The organism is Streptacidiphilus sp. ASG 303 (genome assembly GCF_020991365.1).
Taxonomy (GTDB): domain Bacteria; phylum Actinomycetota; class Actinomycetes; order Streptomycetales; family Streptomycetaceae; genus Peterkaempfera.
Genome location: NZ_JAJLRA010000015.1, coordinates 92,507 through 111,830, shown reverse-complemented (window position 1 = coordinate 111,830; position 19,324 = coordinate 92,507). Strand labels below are relative to the sequence as shown.

At 79.7% G+C, this 19,324-nt stretch carries 16 protein-coding genes; 12 read left to right on the top strand and 4 right to left on the bottom strand.

Features of this window, described 5'->3' with window-relative positions:
• Positions 1 to 484 precede the first annotated feature (484 nt).
• A complete protein-coding gene (locus LO771_RS19415) occupies positions 485 to 1,822 on the top strand; it encodes a sodium:proton antiporter (protein WP_230654191.1) in 1,338 nt (445 codons plus the stop codon).
• A gap of 289 nt (positions 1,823 to 2,111) precedes the next feature.
• Here LO771_RS19415 and LO771_RS19410 read toward each other — a convergent pair whose 3' ends face one another.
• Positions 2,112 to 3,743: a pyridoxamine 5'-phosphate oxidase family protein gene (locus LO771_RS19410; protein ID WP_230654189.1), complete on the bottom strand. Its 1,632-nt coding sequence runs from the start codon at positions 3,741 to 3,743 to the stop codon at positions 2,112 to 2,114.
• A gap of 456 nt (positions 3,744 to 4,199) precedes the next feature.
• Between LO771_RS19410 and LO771_RS19405 the strand changes: the two genes are divergently transcribed.
• The 3 genes from LO771_RS19405 (at position 4,200) to LO771_RS19395 (ending at position 8,847) form a co-directional block, all read left to right on the top strand.
• The gene (locus LO771_RS19405) at positions 4,200 to 4,829 is read left to right on the top strand and encodes a DoxX family membrane protein (protein ID WP_230654187.1); all 630 of its coding nucleotides are present in this window, start codon (positions 4,200 to 4,202) and stop codon (positions 4,827 to 4,829) included.
• Positions 4,830 to 5,007: 178 nt separating this feature from the next.
• Entirely contained in the window at positions 5,008 to 5,892 is an 885-nt protein-coding gene (locus tag LO771_RS19400) for a universal stress protein (RefSeq protein ID WP_230654185.1), read from the top strand.
• Positions 5,893 to 5,895: 3 nt separating this feature from the next.
• Entirely contained in the window at positions 5,896 to 8,847 is a 2,952-nt protein-coding gene (locus tag LO771_RS19395) for a cation-translocating P-type ATPase (protein ID WP_230654183.1), read from the top strand.
• On the opposite strand, the gene LO771_RS19390 is transcribed toward LO771_RS19395, so the two are convergent.
• Positions 8,789 to 9,679: a universal stress protein gene (locus LO771_RS19390; RefSeq protein ID WP_230654181.1), complete on the bottom strand. Its 891-nt coding sequence runs from the start codon at positions 9,677 to 9,679 to the stop codon at positions 8,789 to 8,791. The two genes, LO771_RS19395 and LO771_RS19390, sit on opposite strands and share 59 nt — an antisense overlap.
• Positions 9,680 to 10,018: 339 nt before the next feature.
• Positions 10,019 to 10,909 (bottom strand): universal stress protein, encoded by an 891-nt coding sequence (locus tag LO771_RS19385; protein ID WP_230654179.1) that lies wholly within the window; start codon positions 10,907 to 10,909, stop codon positions 10,019 to 10,021.
• Positions 10,910 to 11,230: 321 nt separating this feature from the next.
• On the opposite strand from LO771_RS19385, the gene LO771_RS19380 reads away from it, so the two are divergent.
• The 3 genes from LO771_RS19380 to LO771_RS19370 all read left to right on the top strand — a co-directional run bounded on the left by LO771_RS19380 (position 11,231) and on the right by LO771_RS19370 (position 13,389).
• Complete coding sequence (locus LO771_RS19380; protein ID WP_230654177.1) at positions 11,231 to 11,731, top strand: universal stress protein; 501 nt, start codon at positions 11,231 to 11,233, stop codon at positions 11,729 to 11,731.
• A 285-nt stretch (positions 11,732 to 12,016) separates the two neighbouring features.
• A complete protein-coding gene (locus LO771_RS19375; RefSeq protein WP_230654176.1) occupies positions 12,017 to 12,703 on the top strand; it encodes a CBS domain-containing protein in 687 nt (228 codons plus the stop codon).
• A gap of 56 nt (positions 12,704 to 12,759) precedes the next feature.
• Entirely contained in the window at positions 12,760 to 13,389 is a 630-nt protein-coding gene (locus tag LO771_RS19370; RefSeq protein ID WP_230654175.1) for a hypothetical protein, read from the top strand.
• A gap of 336 nt (positions 13,390 to 13,725) precedes the next feature.
• Here LO771_RS19370 and LO771_RS19365 read toward each other — a convergent pair whose 3' ends face one another.
• On the bottom strand, positions 13,726 to 14,409 hold the full coding sequence (locus LO771_RS19365) for a CBS domain-containing protein (RefSeq protein ID WP_230654174.1): 684 nt from the start codon (positions 14,407 to 14,409) through the stop codon (positions 13,726 to 13,728).
• Positions 14,410 to 14,618: 209 nt separating this feature from the next.
• Here LO771_RS19365 and LO771_RS19360 point away from each other — a divergent pair, with 209 nt between their 5' ends.
• From LO771_RS19360 to LO771_RS19340, 5 genes are all read left to right on the top strand, one after another.
• Positions 14,619 to 15,932 (top strand): lycopene cyclase family protein, encoded by a 1,314-nt coding sequence (locus LO771_RS19360; protein ID WP_308188945.1) that lies wholly within the window; start codon positions 14,619 to 14,621, stop codon positions 15,930 to 15,932.
• A 98-nt stretch (positions 15,933 to 16,030) separates the two neighbouring features.
• Positions 16,031 to 16,483 (top strand): GNAT family N-acetyltransferase, encoded by a 453-nt coding sequence (locus LO771_RS19355; RefSeq protein WP_230654173.1) that lies wholly within the window; start codon positions 16,031 to 16,033, stop codon positions 16,481 to 16,483.
• Positions 16,484 to 16,601: 118 nt separating this feature from the next.
• Positions 16,602 to 17,345: a class I SAM-dependent methyltransferase gene (locus LO771_RS19350; RefSeq protein WP_230654171.1), complete on the top strand. Its 744-nt coding sequence runs from the start codon at positions 16,602 to 16,604 to the stop codon at positions 17,343 to 17,345.
• The gene (locus LO771_RS19345; protein WP_230654169.1) at positions 17,342 to 18,298 is read left to right on the top strand and encodes a phytoene/squalene synthase family protein; all 957 of its coding nucleotides are present in this window, start codon (positions 17,342 to 17,344) and stop codon (positions 18,296 to 18,298) included. Before LO771_RS19350 ends, LO771_RS19345 begins: the two co-directional genes overlap by 4 nt.
• The gene (locus tag LO771_RS19340) at positions 18,295 to 19,296 is read left to right on the top strand and encodes a DUF5914 domain-containing protein (protein WP_230654167.1); all 1,002 of its coding nucleotides are present in this window, start codon (positions 18,295 to 18,297) and stop codon (positions 19,294 to 19,296) included. Before LO771_RS19345 ends, LO771_RS19340 begins: the two co-directional genes overlap by 4 nt.
• Positions 19,297 to 19,324: the final 28 nt, after the last annotated feature.

Genomic DNA, 19,324 nt, shown 5'->3' with positions numbered 1-19,324 from the left:
ACACGGTGACACCTCCGGTGGCGGGGATGCGCGGGGGGCGCGGCCTGTGCCGGGCCGGCGGGCGGCCGGTCCGGACACCTCCCACCTTCGCGGCCGGGGGCGGTGCCCGCTGGGGCCACAGGTCCCGACCTGCCGCCCGTCCGGCCCCGCCGGGCACCGCGCCGGACGGTGCGGCGGCGGCGCCCGCCCGGCGGGACGCCCGGGTGCCGCCGCGGGGCGGGCGCTGGGCCGGACGGGTGGCGGCCGGCGGGCCGTCCGGGTGAAACCGCCCGGACGCCCCCGGTCGGAGGAGGCCGGGCCCCGGACGGCGCGGCCGGGCGGTGCGGGGGCGCACGACCCCCTGCGGACCCGTGCGGGAGGCGGCCCCCGGGACCGGCGGGCCGCGCCGACGGGACCGGGGCGGCTCGGGACCCCGGGGCGGGCCGCCGGGGAGGCGGCCGGTCCCGGGCGGGCGGGGGCGCCCGGCGCGGGTACCGGTAGGGGCATGGACGCGACCCTCTCGCTGGTCCTGCTGCTGCTCTTCCTCTGGGGCCTGTGCTCCCAGCGGGTGGAGCGGGTCGAGCTGACCGCCCCCATCGCCTTCGTCCTCGCCGGGCTGCTGCTCGGCGCGGGCACCGGCGCCGTCGACCTCGCCCCCTCCCGGGAGACGGTCAAGGCCCTGGCCGAGATCAGCCTCACCTGGGTGCTCTTCACCGACGCCGCCCGGCTGTCGTTCCGCGAGGTGCGGCCCGACCTGGGCCTGTACGTGCGGCTCCTCGGCGTGGGCCTGCCGCTGTGCATGGCGTTCGGGGCGCTGCTGGCGGCCGGCCTGCTGCCGGGCGTGTCCGGCTGGGCCGCCCTGTACGTGGGGGCGGCGCTGGCGCCGACCGACGCGGCGCTGGGCGCGGCGATGATGGTGAACCCGCTGGTGCCGGCGCGGGTCCGGCGGATGGTCAACGTCGAGAGCGGGCTCAACGACGGCATCGCCACGCCCTTCGTGGTGCTGGCGGTGGCGGGGACGGCGTCCGCGGTGGCGGGGGGCACGGGCCACCACGGCGCGGGCGGCGCGGCCGTGGAGCTGCTGGTCGGCGTCGTGTACGGCGCGGCGGTGGGGGCGGGCGGCGGGTGGCTGGTCCGCGCGGCGCTGCGGCGCGGGTGGGCGGCGGAGGAGTTCACCGGTGCGGCCGTGCTGGCGCTGGCGCTGCTCTGCTACACCTCGGCGCTGGCGGTCGGCGGCAACGGCTTCGTGGCGGCCTTCGTCGCGGGGCTGGCGTTCGGCACGGTCCACGGGGGCGCGCCGGAGTGGCAGCTGCGGTTCACCGAGCAGACCGCGTCGGTGCTGTCGCTGCTGGTGTGGCTGGTCTTCGGCGCGGTCGCGGTGCCGTACGCGTTCGGGCACCTGACCTGGCAGGCGGTCGCCTACGCGCTGCTGAGCCTGACGGTGCTGCGGATGGTGCCGGTGGCGCTGTCACTGGTCCGCAGCGGACTGGACCGCCGCACGGTGCTGTTCGTCGGCTGGTTCGGGCCGCGCGGGCTGGCGTCGGTGATCTTCGTGCTGCTCGCGGTGGAGGAGCTGGACCCGGCCGCGGAGCGGGCGGTGGTGCCGGTGGTGGTGTGCACGGTGCTGCTGAGCGTCCTGGCGCACGGCCTCAGCGCGGGGCCGCTGGCCCGCCGGTACGGTGCGGCGGAGACGGAGGCGGCGGCAGCGAAAGGGGCGGCGGCGAAAGGACCGGCGGCCGCGGAGGGCGCGGCCGCCGGTCCCGGGGGCGCCCGGGGTGCCGAGCTGCCGGTGCGGGGGCTCTCCGCCCGCGCCACGGGACCGGGGCGGCCCGGCGGGACGTGAGCGGAGCCGCCCGGCGGGGCGCGGGCGCCGCGCGCATCTCGTGCGCCCGGCGCCCCGCCACCGCGCCCGCGGCCCTGCGGGGCGGGCCGCTCCGGGCCCGCGTCCGGGCCGGGGAAGGCCCGCGGCTCAGGGTGGCCCCGTCACCGTCCGGCCCTCCGGTACTGCGTGAGGACGGCTGCACCGACCTGCTCGGCCGACCGGCACACCACGTCCGTGTGCGGGCCGTCCGCGGGGCGGCGCCCCCGGGATCCCGAGCGTGTCCCGGGGCGGCCGCCCGGCGCCCCGGCCCTCAGAGGGCCCGGACGACGCGGCCGGTGAGGCGGGTGACGGCGATGCGGATCCACAGGTCGCGGTCGCCGCCCGCCCAGGGCCGGGGGGCGGCGCGGGAGGCGAGGGCGCGCAGCTCGTCCGGGTCGGTGACGCGCTCGGCCCGGCCGGTGGCCAGGACGCTCCAGCCCTGGCTGAGGGCGTCGTCGACCTGGTCGACCTCGAAGGCGACCTCCTGGCCGATGGCGGCGGCGGGGGCCGCTCCCGCGGCGGTCCGGTAGACGATGCGGTCGCCGTCGACGGCGTAGTTGACCGGCAGGACGGAGATGCCGAGGTCGGTGGTGAAGGCGACACGCCCCACCCCGCGGCTGTCCAGGCGCGTGCGGCACTCCTCGGCGCCGAGCTCCTCCAGTTCGGGCCGGGCGGCGGCCTCGGAGCGGCCGGGCGGGAGGCCGACGTCCCCGCCGCGCAGCTGCTCGGCGGTGGTCTGCAGGGCTCCGGCCAGCCGCAGCAGGGCGCCGGGCTCGATCTGGGCGGGCCGCTCCTCCACGTACTGCAGGTAGCGGACGGCCATGCCGGCGCGGGACGCCACCTGCTCGCGGCTGAGCCCGAGCTGGCGGCGGCGCAGGGCCGCGCGGCGCCCGATGTCGCCGGCGTGGGGCGGCTCGGCGGGGCTGCCGGGCTGGTCGCTGCCGGACGGGACGGGCACGTCGGGCCGGCCGAGCTGTCCGGGGCTGCCGGACTGGTCCTGCTGCTGGGTCACGGCGGACACCTCCGGGTCGGGTGTGCGCGGCGGTACGGGACGTCCCCTCCCCTCCCCAGGGAAGCACCCGCGGCGGCGGTCCGCCAGGTGCGCCGCCCGCCCGGGCCGCCGGGGGCCGCCGGTGGGGGTGACCAGGCCGTAGTGGCCGTCGCTGCGGTGGTGGAGCACGGCGCCGCGCCCGGTGGCGGCGTCGGTGAAGAAGACGAAGGGCAGGCCGGTGGCCTCCAGCCGCCGCACGGCCTCGGCCACCGTGGTCCGGGGCGCGGGGACCTCGCTGACGGTGACCGGCAGGCCGGCCGGGGGCAGGCCCGCGCCGGCGGCGGGGCCGGTGCGGGCCAGGCGGTAGCCGGTGGGACCGGCCCGGTAGACCAGGGTGTCGAAGCCGGTGGCCGTGTCGGTGAAGAGGCGGAACCGGTGGCCGAGGGCGTCCATCTCGAAGACGGCCTCGTGGACCGGTTCGACGGGCGGTCCGGACGGCGCGCGGCGCACGACGCGCCGCTCCCCCGGGGGCAGTCGGCGCGGTGCCGGGGCGCCCTCGCGGCCGGCCGGGGTCCGGCGCAGGCCCGCGCGGTCGAGCCGGCCCGCCAGCAGCTCGGCGAGCAGGTCGACCGCCGCCGCCGGGGTGGGGCCGCCCGCGCGGGCCCGCACCAGCCGCCCGCCGACGTCCACGGCCGCCTCGGCGGAGGCCGGACGGGCGCCGGACGGGCAGGCCGCCTGCGTGAGCCGCACCCGGACCCCGAGCACCGGTCCGGGCAGGGCGGCGACGACGGCCCCGACGGCGGTCCGCGCGCGGTCGGCGGCACGGCGGGGGACGTCGCCGTGCCGCTCCACCAGCACCTCGACGCCGCCCGGCAGGGCGACGGGCGACACCTCGACGGGCGGCGTTCCCACGGGCGGCGTTCCCAGGGGCGGCGTTCCCACGGGCCGTGTCCCGGCCGGCGGGCCGGCGGGCCCCTTCCCTGCGGGCAGCACCTTCGGACCGGTCATCAGTGCACCTCCTCCTCCGGCCACCAGGCTGCACCCCGCCGACGGCGCGGACCGAGGGCCGAAGGGGTCCCGACGGCGCGCCCAGAGGCCTGCCCGCGGGCCGGCGGCGGTGCCGGACGGCCCGCGGGGCCGGGACCTCCGGCACCTGCGCACGGGCCGCGCCGGGGCGGGACATTGGCGGCGCCCCGACCACCAGGGACGGGCGACAACCACGGACGGGCGGCCGCCACGGACGGGCGGCAGGCGCGGACCGGGGGACGGGGCCCTGACGGGAGGACGGGTCCCGGCCGGGTCCCGGCCGGGTCGGGGCGCGGACGGCAGCGACGGGCAGCAACGAGCAGCGGAGATGGGGAGAGGGCCATGGCAGTCCTGCGTGCACACCGGATCCGGATCGGCAGACCCGGGCGGACACCGGCCGGGGAGGCCGGCGAGGCGGGGAAGGCGGCCGTGCGGCCGGAGGCGGCGGCCGCCGGGGCGGCGGGGGTGCGGGCGCTCGCCGTCCTGCGCGTCGCCACCGGAGCGGTGTTCCTCTGGGCCTTCCTCGACAAGGCCTTCGGCTGGGGCTGGGCGACCCCGTCGAAGGGCGCCTGGGTGAACGGCGGCTCGCCCACCCGCGGGTTCCTGGGCCACGTGGCGGCCGGACCGCTGCAGTCGGTGTTCCACTCCTGGGCCGGCGCGTGGTGGGCGGACTGGCTCTTCATGGCCGGCCTGCTCGGCATCGGCCTGGCCCTGACCGCGGGGGTCGCCCTGCGGATCGCGGCGGCCGGCGGGGCCGTCCTGATGGCGCTGATGTGGGCGGCGGAGTGGCCCCCGGCCCGGCACCTGTCGGACGGCTCGGCCAGCATGTCGACGAACCCGCTGGTGGACTACCACGTGGTCTACGCGCTGGTCCTGGTCGCCGTGGCGGTGCTCGGCGCGGGCGGCACCTGGGGGCTGGGGCGCCGGTGGGCCGCGCTCCCGGTGGTCCGCGACCACCCCTGGCTGCGCTGACCGGCGCGGGCCGCGGGGCCGGGACGGAGGGCCGGGACGGGCCTCCGTCCCGGCCCCGCGGCCATGGGACCTTGGGCTCGGAGCCGGGCGCCGATCGGCCCTGCCGCGCCCGCCGGGACCGCCGCACGCTGGGGGCGAGGGGCCCTTCCGGCCCGTCCGACGACGTACGGAGGCAGCCATGAGCGCGTTCCGAGGCGGGCGGCCGGTGGTCGCGGGCGTGGGGCGGTCCGCGACGGCGCTGCGGGCGGCGCACTGGGCCGCGGACGAGGCCGTGCGGCGGGGCGTCCCGCTGCGGATGGTCCACGCCCTGGAGTGGCCGCCCGGGTCGGACCCGCACCCCGCGGTGGACCACCCGGAGCGGACCTGGAGCGCCCACTACCGGGCCGCCGGCGAGGCCGTCCTGCGCGAGGCGGCCGACGAGGTGCGCCGCCGCCGCCCCGAGGCGGACGTGGAGACCCTCCTGGCGGACGGGTCGCGGGCCGCGGTGCTGCGCGCGCAGGGCGACGAGGCCGCGCTCCTGGTCATCGGGGCGAAGCGGCTGGCCGCCGAGGACGTGCTGACCACCGGCAACCTGGGCGTGGCGCTGACCTCGCACGCGGGCTGCCCCGTGGCGGTGGTCCGGGTGCCCGAGCACGTGACGCACGAGCCGCCGCTGGTCGTGGTCGGCGTGGACGGCTCGGAGAACTGCCGGGACGCCGTGGCCGTCGCCTTCGAGGAGGCCGCGCTGCGCGGCGCCCGGCTGCTGGCGGTGGAGGCCCGGCAGCACGTCGGCCGGCCGCTCGCGGAGTCCCGGAACCGGGAGCTGGAGGAGCGGGTGCGCGCGGACCTGTCCGAGGCGACCGCGGGCTGGCAGGAGAAGTACCCGGAGGTCGAGGTGCGGCACGAGGTGCTGCCCGGCAAGCCGGCGCAGGTCCTGCTGCGGGAGGCCGCGCACGCCCGCTGCCTGGTGGTGGGGACGCGGGGCCTCGGCGGCTTCCGCGGCCTGCTGCTGGGCTCGGTGAGCCACGTGCTGCTGCACCACGCGGCCTGCCCGCTGATCGTGGTCCCGCCGCGGACCGGCTGACCGGTGGCCGCCGCGGAGCGGGAGGGCGCCGTGCGGCAGGGGGGCGGCGCGGCGCGGGCACCCGCCGCGGGGGCGCGGGCCCGGGGCCTGACGCCGCAGGAGGCGGCCCGGCGGCTCGCCGTGCACGGGCCGAACCGGGTGGAGCAGCGCCGGCGGGTGCCGCTGCGGTCGCGGGTGGCGGCGCAGCTCCGGGACCCGCTGATCCTGGTGCTGCTGGCCGCCGTCGTGCTGACCGTGGCGACCGGCGACCACGCCGACGCGGTCGTCATCGCCCTCGTCGTCGTCGCGAACACGACGGTCGGCGTGGCGCAGGAGGTCCGCGCGGACAGCGCGGTGGAGGCGCTGACGGAGATGTCCGCGCCCACCGCACGGGTGCTGCGGGACGGGAGCGGCCAGCGGGTGCCGGCGGCCGAGGTGGTGCCGGGGGACGTGCTCCTGCTCGGCGAGGGGGACGTCGTGGCCGCCGACGCGGCGCTGGTGGAGGCCTCCGCGCTGCTGGTCGACGAGTCGGCGGTGACCGGCGAGTCCGTCCCGGTGGAGAAGGCCGTCGCGGGGGCGGGGGCCGTGGCCGGGGGCGCGGGCGCGGCGGGGGCCGCCGGCGCGGGGGGCGCGGCCGGGGCTGGGGGCCTGCTGCAGGCGGGGACCGTGGTCGTGCACGGCCGGGGCGTGGCGGAGGTGACCGCGACGGGGGCGGCGAGCACCCTCGGCCGGATCGCCGCCCTGCTGGAGGCCCGTCCGCAGCGCACCCCGCTGCAGCGCCGGCTCGCGGACCTGGGCCGGGTGCTGGCGCTGACCGCGGTGGCGCTCTGCCTGGTCGTCTTCGCGTCCGGCCTGGCACGGGGCCAGGGCTTCGAACTGATGGCGGTGACGGCGGTCAGCCTGGCGGTGGCGGCCGTGCCCGAGTCGCTGCCCGCGGTGGTGACGCTCTCCCTGGCGCTGGGCGCCCGGCGGATGGCGGCCCGGCACGCGGTGGTGCGCCGGCTGCACGCCGTGGAGACGCTGGGGTCGGTGACGGTGCTCGCGACCGACAAGACCGGCACCCTCACCGAGGGCCGGATGGCGGTCGGGCGGGTGTGGACGCCGTACGGGTCGGCGCGCCTCACCGGGACGGGGTACCGGCCCGTGGGCGAGGTGCTGGTCGAGGCCGGTACGGAGGGCGGGGCCGGTACGAAGGGCGGGGCCGGGGCGGACGGCCCGGACGGCCGCCCGGACCGGGCGGGCGGGCCCGGGGGCGCGGGGGCGGACGCCGCGGCGCGGGCCGCGGTGCGCGCGGCCCTGGAGGCGGCGGCGCTGTGCAACGACGCGTCCCTGCGGCCGCCCGCCCCCGGCACGGACCGCTGGACCGCCCTGGGCGACCCCACCGAGGCCGCCCTGCTCGCCGCCGCCGCGAAGGCGGGCCTGGACCGGGACGCCCTGGTCCGGGAGCAGCCGCGGATCGCCGAGGCGCCGTTCGACAGCGCGCGGCGGCGCATGACGACCCTGCACCGGCGGCCCTCCGGCCGGGTGCGGGTGTGCCTGAAGGGCGCCCCGGAGGCGGTGCTCGACCCGGCGGTCGTGGCGGAGCCCCCGGCCGTGCTGGAGCGGGCGCGGGCGGAGGCCGCGCGGCTGGCCCGCGACGGCTTCCGGGTCCTGGCCGTGGCGGGCGGTGAGGCGGACGGCCCCGATCCGTCGGCCGCCGAGTCGGGGCTGCGGCTGCTCGGCCTGGTCGGGATCGACGACCCGCCGAAGGCCGCCGCCGCCGGCACCCTCGCGGCCTGCCGCGCCGCGGGGATCGTCCCGGTGCTCGTCACGGGGGACCACCCGGCGACGGCCCGGTCCGTCGCCGTCCGGCTCGGCCTGCTGGACGGGGACGGCGGAACCGGCGGAGGGCGCGGCGGCGGGCCGGACGGGGTGGTGACCGGCGGCGACCTCGCCGCGGGCCGGGTCGGCGACATCACCCGGGTGCGGGTCTTCGCCCGCACCTCCCCCGAGCAGAAGGTGGACGTCGTCCAGGCCTGGCGCGACCGGGGCCAGGTCACCGCCATGACCGGCGACGGCGTCAACGACGGCCCCGCCCTGCGCCGGGCCGACATCGGCGTCGCCATGGGCCGCCGCGGCACCGAGGTCGCCCGGCAGGCCGCCGACCTGGTGCTCGCCGACGACGAGCTGGGCACGGTGGTGGCCGCCGTCGAGGAGGGCCGCCGCGTCTACGACAACATCCGCCGGTTCCTGCTGTACGGGCTGGCCGGGGGCGCCGCCGAGATCCTGGTCATGCTCACCGGTCCGCTGCTCGGCCCGGCCGTGCCGCTGCGGGCGGGCCAGATCCTCTGGATCAACCTGCTGACGCACGGCCTGACGGGGGTGGCCATGGGCGCCGAGCCCGCGTCGCCGCGGGCGATGCGGCGGCCGCCGCGCCCGCCCGAGCAGCACGTGCTGGGCGACGGGCTGTGGGCGGGGGTGCTGGAGCTCGGGGTGTTCGTCACGGCCGTCGGGCTGGGGGCCGGCCTGTGGGTCCGGCACGGCGGCGGGCCGTGGCAGACGACGCTCTTCCTGGCGCTGCTCGCCGCCCAGCTGGGGGTGTGCGCGGGCCTGCGGGAGCGCTGGCGCACCCGGGAGAACCCGTACCTGCCGCTGGCCCTGGCGGCCTCGGCGGGGCTCGGGCTCGCGGCGGTGTACGTGCCCGCGCTGCGCGCGGTGCTGGAGACGGTCCCCCTGGGAGGGGCGGAACTGCTGGCCGCAGCGGCCGCCGGGGTCGCGGCCGCCGCCGCGGCCAGGCTGGTGCGGCGGCGGGCGCGGCGGCGGGACGTCCGGACGGACGGCGGGACGGCCGGCGGGGCGGACGCCCGGACGGACGGCGGGGCGGACGCTCGGGCGGACGGCGGGTCGGCCGGGGGCGGGCGGCCGGGAACGGCCGGGGTCAGCGGTACGGGACCACGGCGACCGGGCACGCGGCGTGGTGGACGGCGGCGTGCGTGACCGGGCCGATGTGCAGGCCCACGGCGGACTCCCGGTCCCGGCGCCCCACGACCAGCAGCCCGGCCTGCACGGCCGCCGCCGCCAGCGGGGCCCCGGCGCTCCCGCGCACCGTCTGGTGCACGACCCGCACCTGCGGGTGCTTCTCCCGCCAGGGCCGCAGCACGGCCTCCGCCCGCTCCTCGTCCGCGACGAGCAGCCGGGCGGCGGCCGCCGGCTCCAGCGGGGCCGGTCCGTGCTCGAAGCCCGCCGGGGGGTTCCAGGCATGGACGGCCCGCAGCAGGGCGGACCGCAGGGCGGCCTCCTCGAAGGCGAAGGCGAGCACGTCGTCGCAGGGCCTGCGCAGGTCCAGGCCCAGGACCACCTCCCGGGGCGGCGCTCCGGCGGGGTGCTCCGCGGCGGGCGCGGGCGGCAGGTCCGCGGCGGCCCGGACCAGCACCACCGGGCAGGCGGACCGGGACAGGACCGTCTGGGCCACGGAGCCGATCAGGAAGCCCCGGAGGGCGCCGAGGCCGCGCGAGCCGAGGACCAGCAGGGCGGCGCGCCGCCCCGCCGCGGTCAGGACCTCGGCCGGGGCGCCGGGCACCTGCGCGGTGGTGACGGCGGCACCGGCGTGGCGGGTGCGCAGCTCCACCTCCATCCGGGCCAGCACCCGCTCGCCCCAGCGGCGCCCCTCCCGGTCGGCCTCGGCGTGGCGGTGGCCTTCGGGCAGCCGGGGCCACGCCTGGACGAGTTCGACGGGCAGGCCGCGGAGCAGCGCCTCGCGGGCCGCCCAGTCGGCGGCGGCGACGCTCTCGGGCGAGGCGTCGAGGCCGACGACGATCGGTCGGGGCATGGGGGCCTCCTGTCGGCGGGGCGGACGCTGCCGTCCGCCCCGGTCCTGCCCGGCCGGCCGGGGTGCGGGCGGTCGGGGTGCGGGCCGCGGGGTGCGGCCGGTCGGGGTGCGGGCCGTCCCGGTGCGCCCGGGCGCGGCGGCGCCCTGCCGGGCGCCGTGCGGCCGGTCCGTGCGGACGGTCCGTGCGGCCGGTCCGGGCTCCGTGCGTCCAGCCTCGGCGCCCGGACCCGCCGCCGGCCAGGGGCGAAGGTCCCCGCGGCGGGCGGTCGCACGGCGTCCCGGCCGCGGGCGGGCCGTCCGGTGGGGCGGCCCGCGCGCCCGGGCGGCGCGGAGGACCCGTCAGTCCTGTGCCGGGGGCGGGGTCCGCGCCTCGGGCACGACCGCGACCGGGCAGGGGGCGTGGTGCAGCACGGCGTGGTTGACCGGGCCGAGCTGGAGGCCGACCGCGCTGTGGCGGCGGCGGGCGCCGACGACCAGCAGGTCGGCGTCGGCGGCGGCCTCCAGCAGGGCCTTGTGGGAGCCGGCGTTGCGCGGCTCCAGCCGGAGGAGCACGCCCGGGTGGGCCGCGGCCGCGTCGGCGGTGGCCGCCTCCAGCATGCGGCGCGCCTGGACGTACCCGGCGTCCGCCATCGCGTTCATCGCCGGACCGTAGAGCAGGAACGGGTCGGTGGAGTGCCAGGCGTGCACGGCCTCCAGCCGTGCGCCCCACGTCTCCGCGAGGTCGAGGGCGAACTCCGCGGCGGCGCGGGACGACCCGGGGTCCCCCACCCCCAGGACGACGCGGCCGTGCCGGCGGTCCACCGCGTCGTCCCCGCCGCGCACCACGACGACGGGGCAGGCCGCGCGGGCGGCGGTCTGCAGGCCCGTCGAGCCGAGCAGCAGCCCGGCGAAGCCGCCGCGCCCCCGGTCGCCGACCACGAGGACCGACGCCTCGCAGGCCGCCTCCAGCAGCGCCGGGACGGTGGCCTGCGGGACCACCTCGGCCCGGACCTCGACCCCGGGACGGCGGGTCCCGGCCCGTTCGGACGCGGTGTCGACCAGTTCGGCGACGGCCTTGCGGGCGAGGGCCAGGTCGGGGTTGTCGGACGCGTCGGGCTCGTAGCGGTCCCACAGCGAGGTGTGCAGCAGGCGCAGCGGCACGCCGCGCACGTGGGCCTCGTCGGCCGCCCAGTCGACGGCGCGCAGGCTGGAGGCGGAGCCGTCGATGCCGACGACGACGGGGAGGGGCATGGTGGTCCTCCGTCCGGACGGGCCCGCGCGTCCGGGGTGCGGCGCGCGGGCGGTGCACGGGCGACGGTGCCCGTTCCGGTACCAGTGCACGCCGGGGCCACCCGATCGGGCGAGGGCCGAACGGTCCAGGACCCGGCGGCGGCGCGGCCGGGCGGGGCCGGGTCCGGGGACGGTCGGGACGGCGCGGGGCCGGGACCGGGCCCGGGTCCGGGGACGGTGCGGGTACGAAGGTCCCGGGCCGCCGGGCCGGGGCGGCCCTTGGCGGCCCGGCGGGCGCGGGGTCAGCCTGGAGGCCGGCAGGCGGTGCGGGAGGTGGCGGTCATGACGTCGGACGAGGGACGGGGCCGGGAGCCCGGCGCGCAGCAGCAGGAGCGCGGGCAGGGGCAGGAGGCACGGGGGAGGCGGCGGATCGTGGTGGGCGTGGACGGCTCGCCCCCGTCGCGGGCGGCCCTGCGCTGGGCGGCGGACCAGGCGGCCCTGACGGGCGCGGTGGTCGAGGCGGTCACCGGCTGGGAGTTCACGCCGGTGTACGGGTGGAGCGTCCCGTCGCTCGACCCCGAGCTGGCCGCGGCGGCGGAGCAGACCCTGACGGAGAGCGTCCGCGAGGTGCTGGGTCCGGAGCCGGCCGTGGAGGTGCACAGGTGCACGGCGTCCGGCAACGCCGCCCAGGTGCTGCTGGACCGTGCCCACGGCGCGGACCTGCTGGTCCTGGGCAACCGCGGGCACGGCGGGTTCGCGGGGGCCCTGCTCGGCTCGGTGACCCAGCACTGCGTGCACCACGCGGACTGCCCCGTGGTGGTCATCCCCCACGGCCGCGGCTGACCCGGCCCGGCCCGGGCGGCGGCCGGGGCCGCACGGTCCCGCCGTGCCGCGCCGGCCGGGGGCCGGGCCTCCGCACGGGGCCGCACGGGGCCGCCCCGGCCCGGACCCGAGCGGACCGGAGCGGACCGGACCGGCCGCCGCCGGGGCAGGGCCGGTCGGCGGCGGCGGCCGGGGACGGACGGCCCACGCGGCGGCCCCGGCGGCGGGGCGACAGTGAGGGGGTGGGGCCGGGCCGGCGTCCCGAGGGGACGCCCGGCGGCCGCCGGACCGGAAGGAGCCTTGACGATGCGACACCGTACCGTGGGAGAGCTGATGACCTCCGGGGTGGTCCGCGCGCACCCGGACACCCCCTTCAAGGAGTTCGCCCAGCTGCTGGAGCGCAACGACGTGACGGCGGTGCCGGTGGTGGACGAGGAGGACCGCCCCCTGGGGGTGGTGTCCGAGGCGGACCTGCTGCGGCACGCCGCGGCCGGCGAGGACCCGGCGGGGCTGCTGCCCCCGGCGCGGCTGTCCCCCCGGGAGCGGGCCAGGAGCGAGGCCCTCACCGGGCAGGGCCTGATGAGCAGTCCGGCGGTGTGCGCCCGCCCCGAGTGGACGGTCGTCGAGGCCGCCCGGCTGATGGAGGGCAAGCGGCTCAAGCGGCTGCCCGTCGTCGACGAGGCGGGCCGGCTGATCGGGATCGTCAGCCGCTCGGACCTGCTGCGGGTCTTCCTGCGCAGCGACCGGGCGATCCACGAGGAGATCCGGCACGAGGTCCTCGACGGGACCCTCGGCCTGTACCCGGACTCGGTGGACGTCCAGGTGCACGAGGGGCAGGTGACCCTGTCCGGGGTCCTGGAGCGGCACAGCCAGCAGCAGGCCCTGGTCCGGCTGTGCCGGGGCGTGGACGGCGTGGTCGCGGTCCACGACCGGCTCGGCTACCGGGCCGACGACACGACGGGCCAGCCGGTGGGACCGGCCGGCCGCAGGTGACCGGAGTCCCCGCGGCCCGGTGGGGGCCGCGGGGCCACGCGAGGAGGCGGAGTCCGATGCGCCCTACCGCACCCCAGCAGCGTCAGCCCGGCCGTCCCGGCCGGGCCGTCCGCCTGCGCCGCGCCCTGGGCCGGGACGGCAACCCCCTGTGGCGCCCGGTCGACCGGGCGCGGACCAGGCTCGCCTCGGTGGTGCTGCTGCTGGCGGTGGTGGCGGTGGCGCTGTCCGCGGCGTTCTCCTGGACGCTGTACCGGTCGGACCTGAGGGCGGCCGACGCGCTCGCCGCGCACCGCCACCGGGTGGCGGCCACGACCCTGGCCGCGGCGCCGCAGGACGGCACCTGGATGCCGGGGGCGCTGGGCCCGCCGGTCCCGGCCCGCTGGCACTACCCGGCGCAGCGGACGCACACCGCGCCGGTGCCCGTGAGGAGCGGGACCCCCGCGAGGAGCACCGTCACCGTGTGGGTCGACGACCACGGGGCGCCGGCCGGCCCCCTGCGCTCCTCCGCCGACATCGTGACGGGCGCCGTCCTCGCGGGCTTCGCCGCGCTCACCGGCTCGGCGCTGCTGTGCGGGTCCGTCCAGGCGGTGGGCCGCCGGCGGATCGACGCCCGCACGGCGGCGGCCTGGGAGCGGGAGTGGGAGCAGGTCGAGCCGGGCTGGTCGGGTCGCTCCCGGTCGTCCTGACCCCGTTCCCCGGGCCCGCACGGGCCGGGATCCGCACGCGGCGCGCGGCGGGAGCCCGGTCCGCGCGGGCGTCGTCCCCGGGGCGCCCTCCGGGCCGGCCCTCCGCAAGGCCCCGGGGAGGCTCCTCGGGGCCTTCGGCGGGGGCCCGGGACGTGCCGTGGGGGGCGCCGTGCGGGGACGGGCGCCGTACGGGTCCGGGCCGGTGTGCGTGCCGCGGGGGCGCCCCGCGGCCGGTGGCGGCCTCCGCGGCCGGGCCGGGGCCCGGACGGCCGCGGAGGCGCACACGGGCGGCCGGTGCCCTCGGGGCACCGGCCGCCTGCGGGTCTCCCGGCCGGTTCAGTAGAGCGGGGCGGTCCTGGGCGGCTCGCGGTGCTGCGGGTGCGGGGCGTGCAGGCGGCAGTCGACGCCGACGACGCCCTCGACGGCGCGCGCCAGGCGGGCGGCAACCGGGACGAGGCAGGCGTCGCCGACCTCGCCGTCCAGCGTCACCACCCCTTCCACGACGGTGACGGAGACGCCGGCGGACGCCGGGCCGGGAAGGCCCTCGGCGAGCTCGCGCCGCACCTCGTCGGCGAGCTGGCCGTCCGCCCGCAGGAAGACCTTCAGCAGGTCGGTGCGGCTCACCACGCCGACCGGCCGCCGCTCGGCGTCGACCACGGGGAGCCGCTTGACGTGGTGCCGCGCCATCAGGCGGGCCGCCTCGGCGAGCGGGACGTCGGGCGCGACGCACACGGCGGGCCCGGTCATCACGTCGGAGGCGGTGACGCCGCCGGCCTTCTCGATCTCCTGGATCTGCTGCAGCTGCTCCCGGCGGGACGGCTCGTACCCGCGGTAGGCCTCCTTCTGCAGGAGGTCCGCCTCGGAGACGACGCCGACGACCCGGCGGTCGGCGTCGAGCACCGGGAGGGCGCTGATCCGCCAGTGGCCCATGGCCGCGGCGATCTCCTTGAAGGGGGCGTGCCGGGAGACGGCGACCACGGGGGTGCTCATGACGTCCCGCACGCGGTAGGGCGCAGCCATCGTTCTCTCCTCCTCCGGTCCGTCCCGCCCCTGGTCGGACGGCTCCCCGGGGGCGGGCCCCGGGGCCCGCCGGGCCCCACTGCCATCGTGCGCGCGGGCGGCGGCGCGCGGTCAGGGGCCGAAGGTCCCCGGGGGCAGCCCCGGTGGCCGATACTCGGGGCCATGCGGAAACTCCCGGCCGGGACCCCGGCCCCGTGCAGGACTGCCCCGTGCAGGACGTCCCCGTGCCGGACGTCCCCGTGCAGCACCCCGGCCGTGCGGACGCCCCCGGCGGCCGCCGTGCGGGAGGGGCGCGGATGACGGCGGACACGGCCGGGCCGGCGGAGGGCGCCGGGTACGCCGAGGACGCCGAGGTGGTGGTCGTCGGGGCGGGGGCGGCGGGGCTGTCCCTGGCCCGGCACCTGGCCGGGGTGGTGACGGACGGTCCGCTGGTGGTGGTCGAGCCGCCGGACGGCCCGGCCCGCAGCCCGCTGCGGACCTGGTGCTGGTGGGAGGCGGGGCCCGGCCCGTACGACGCGGCGGTGCGGCACGCCTGGGACCGGATCGCGGTCCACGGCCCCGACGGCACGCTGACCGACCGGCCGATCGCCCCGCTGCGGTACCGGATGCTGCGGTCGGACGACTTCGAGGCGCTGGTCGGCGCGGAGCTCGCCGCGCACCCGGCGGTGCGGCGGGTCACCGGGCGGGTGACGGCGGTCCGCGACGGGGCGCACCGCGCCGAGGTGGACGTGGAGGCGCCGGAGGGCCCCCGGCGGCTGCGGGCCCGCTGGGTGTTCGACTCCCGCCCGCTCCCGGCGCTGCCGCCCGCCCGCACCAGCCTGCTCCAGCACTTCCGCGGCTGGTTCGTCCGCACGGCCGCGCCGGTCTTCGACCCGGGGGCGGCGCTGCTGATGGACTTCCGGCTGCCGCAGCCCCCGCGCGGGGTGGCCTTCGGCTACGTGCTGCCCACCGGGCCGCGGGAGGCGCTGGTGGAGTACACCCTCTTCTCCCGCGCCCGGCTGGACGGGCCCGCGTACGACGCCGGCCTGGAGCACTACCTGCGGGAGGTGCTGGGCGTGGCGGAGTTCGAGGTGACCGGCACCGAGGAGGGCGCGGTGCCGATGACCGATGCGGCCTTCCCCCGCCGCACCGGCGCCCGGACGTTCCGCATCGGCACGGCGGGCGGCGCGACCCGCCCGGCGACCGGCTACACCTTCAGCACGGCGCAGCGGCAGGCCCGGGCCGTCGCGGCGGCGTACGCGGCGGGGCGGGTGCCGGTGCCGCCGCCGCCGCACCGCCGCCGGCACCTGGCGATGGACGCGGCCCTGCTGCGGGCGGTGGACACCGGGCGGATCAGCGGCGCGGAGCTGCTGGCCGGGCTCGTGGCGTCCGGTCCGCCGGAGCGGCTGCTGCGCTTCCTGGACGGCGGCTCGTCGCTGCGCGAGGAGGTCCTGATGGGCTTTCGGACGCCGGTGGTGCCGATGGCGCTGACCTGCCTGGAGCTGCCGCTGCTGCGCCGTACCGGGGTCCCGCGCGCCCGGTAGCGCCCCACCGTCCCGCCGTCCCGGAGGGCCGTCCGCGCGCCCGCCCCGCCGCGGCAGGCCCGGGGGCCCCGCACGGACGTCCGGTTACGATGCGGATCATGACAGATATCGGCATCCGGTCCGCCGTCGCGGACGACATCCCCGCCATCGTGGCCATGCTGGCCGACGACGTGCTGGGGGCCATGCGCGAGTCCCCCGACGACCTGAGCCCGTACGTCGCCGCGTTCGAGCGGCTCCAGGGGGACCCGAACCAGCACCTCGTGGTGGCCGAGCGGGACGGCGAGGTGGTCGGCACCCTCCAGCTGACCGTCATCCCCGGCCTGTCCCGCCGCGGCAGCACCCGGTCGGTCGTCGAGGGCGTGCGCGTGCACGGCTCGGAGCGCGGGCGGGGCCTCGGCCGGCAGCTGATGGAGTGGGCGGTCGACGAGTCCCGCCGCCAGGGCTGCTCGCTGGTCCAGCTGACCTCCGACGCGGCGCGGCCGGACGCCCACCGCTTCTACGAGCAGCTCGGCTTCGTCGGGTCGCACGTCGGCTTCAAGCTGCAGCTCTGAGCCGCCGCCCGGGACGCCCGGCGCGGCGCGCCGGGGCGTTGCGCGGTACCGCCGCAGGGGTAGGGGCGGTAGCGTCTGGTCCCGCGGACGACGGTCCGCGACAACGAGGAGGCAGGGGTTGAGTCTGCTGCGCAGCCGGGAGCTCTCGGACGCGTTCGACCGGGCGGCTCCCGCCTACGACAGGCTGGTGGGGGCCAATCCCGGGTACCACCGCCATCTCCGGCTCGCCGCACGGCGGCTGGGCCTGCCGGACGGCGGCCGGGGGCTGGAGGTGTTGGACCTCGGCTGCGGGACGGGCGCCTCCACGGCGGCCCTGCTGCGCGCCGCCCCGCACGCCCGGATCACCGCGGCCGACGCCTCGGAGGGCATGCTGCGGCAGGCCCGCGCCAAGCGCTGGCCGGGGCAGGTGCGCTTCGTGCACAGCCCGGCCGAGCGGCTCGCGGAGGCGGGCGTCACCGGCCCCTTCGACGCGGTGTTCGCCGCGTACCTGGTGCGCAACACCGCCGACCCGGACGCGGTGCTGGGGTCCGTCCGCGGCCTGCTGCGGCCCGGCGGCCGGCTGGTGGTCCACGAGTACACCCTCACCGGATCGCCGCTGCACCGCGCGGTGTGGCACGGGGTCTGCTGGTCGGTCGTCATGCCGCTGGGGGCCCTCGGCCCGGGCGGCGCGGGCCTGTACCGGCACCTGTGGCGCAGCGTGCTGGACTTCGACACCGCCGCCGACTTCCACGCCCGGGTGGGCCGGGCCGGCTTCACCGGGGTGCGGGCGCTGCCGGTCGGCGGCTGGCAGCAGGGCATCGTGCACACCTTCACGGCCCGCCGCCCGGCGGAGGGGCCGGATCCGGCGGAGGGCGCCTCGTGACCGTCCGCGAACTGGACAGCGCGGGCATCACCGATCCCGAGCTGCGTGCGGCCTACACCCGGTGCCGCGAGCTGAACGCCCGCCACGGCCGCACCTACTTCCTGGCCACCCGCTTCCTGACGCCTCCGCAGCGTCCGGCCGTGCACGCCCTGTACGGGTTCGCGCGCTGGGCCGACGACATCGTGGACGACCTGGGCAGCGACGCCTCCACGGAGGAGCGCGACGAGACGCTGCGCGGCCTGCAGAAGGAGCTGGACGAGGGCCTGGCGACCGGGTCCAGCGGCCACCCGGTGGTCGCGGCGCTGGCCGACACCGCCGCCCGGTACCGCATCGACCACCGGCACTTCGCCGACTTCATGGACTCCATGCGGATGGACCTCAGCGTCACCGACTACCCCACCTGGGCCGACCTCCACCGGTACATGCACGGCTCGGCGGCGGTGATCGGGCTGCAGGTGCTGCCCGTGCTGGGCACGTCGGCGCCGCGCGAGGAGGCGGAGCCGCACGCGGCGGCCCTCGGTGTCGCCTTCCAGCTGACGAACTTCCTGCGCGACGTGGGCGAGGACCTCGACCGCGACCGGGTCTACCTGCCCGCGGACCGGCTCTCCCCGCACGGTGTGGACCGGGAGCTGCTGCTGTGGTGCCGCCGCACCGGCCGCACCGACCACCGGGTGCGGGAGGCGCTGCGCGACATCATCGCCTCCACCCGCGAGATCTACGCCCAGGCCACGCTGGGCGTGCCGATGCTGGCGCCGGTCTCCCGGCCGTGCGTGGCGACGGCGCTGGTGCTGTACCGGCGCATCCTGGACGAGATCGAGCACAACGGCTACCCGGTGCTGCACCGGCGGGTCGTGGTGCCGGCGGGCCGGCGGGCGGCGGTCGCCGCCGCGGGCCTGGGACGACTGGCCGCGGCCCGCCTGGGCCGCGGCGCGAGGAAGGGAAGGGGCCGATGAGGAGGCCGCGTCCGCTGCCGCTGAGCCTGCTGGGCGGCACCCGCTGGGCCGAGCAGGAGCCGACCTGGCGCGGCGCCCGCCCCGACGTCATCGACGGGGCGCTGAAGCGCGCCGAGGCGCGGCCGTCGGGCAACTGGTTCGTGCTGGGCGCCAGCGACGAGGTCCGGCGGGGCCGCCCCTTCGGGCGGACCGTGGCGGGCGTGGAGGTCGTCGCCTGGCGCGGCGCGGACGGGCGGCTGCTCGCCGGCCCGGGCGCCTGCCCGCACCTGGGCGCGCCGCTGTGCGACAGCCGGGTCACGGGCGGGAGGCTGGTCTGCCACTGGCACGGACTGACGCTGGGCGAGAAGGGCTTCGCGGGCTGGGAGCCGTTCCCGGCGCACGACGACGGCGTGCTGGCGTGGGTACGGCTGGACGCGGCGGGCGGCGAGGAGCCGCTGCCGGAGCCGGTGGTGCCGGAGCGCCCGCCCCTCGGCCTGGCGCTGTCGGCGGTGACGACGGCGGTCGGCCGCTGCGAGCCGCAGGACGTGGTGGCGAACCGGCTGGACCCCTGGCACGGCGCGTGGTTCCACCCGTACGCCTTCGCGGACCTCACCGTCGTCGGCGCGCCGGGGTCGGGGCCGGTGGCCGAGGAGGACGACACGTTCGTGGTGGAGGTGGCGTTCCGGGTGCGGGGCCGCTTCGGCGTGCCGGTCCGGGCGGTCTTCACGGCGCCGGACCCGCGCACGGTCGTCATGCGCATCACCGAGGGCGAGGGCGAGGGCAGCGTCGTGGAGACCCACGCCACGCCCCTGACGCCGGACGGGCACGGGCGGCCGCGCACCGCGGTCGTCGAGGCCGTGGTCGCCGCCTCGGACCGGGCCGGCTTCGCCGCCGCCCGCCGCGCGGCGCCGCTGGTCCGGCCGCTGATGCGGCACACCGCCGCCCGGCTGTGGAAGGACGACCTGGCCTACGCGGAGCGCCGCTGGGAGCTGCGCAGCACGGGCCGCTTCCCGGGCTGAGGCCCGATCTCCGGGGGCGCCCCGCCGG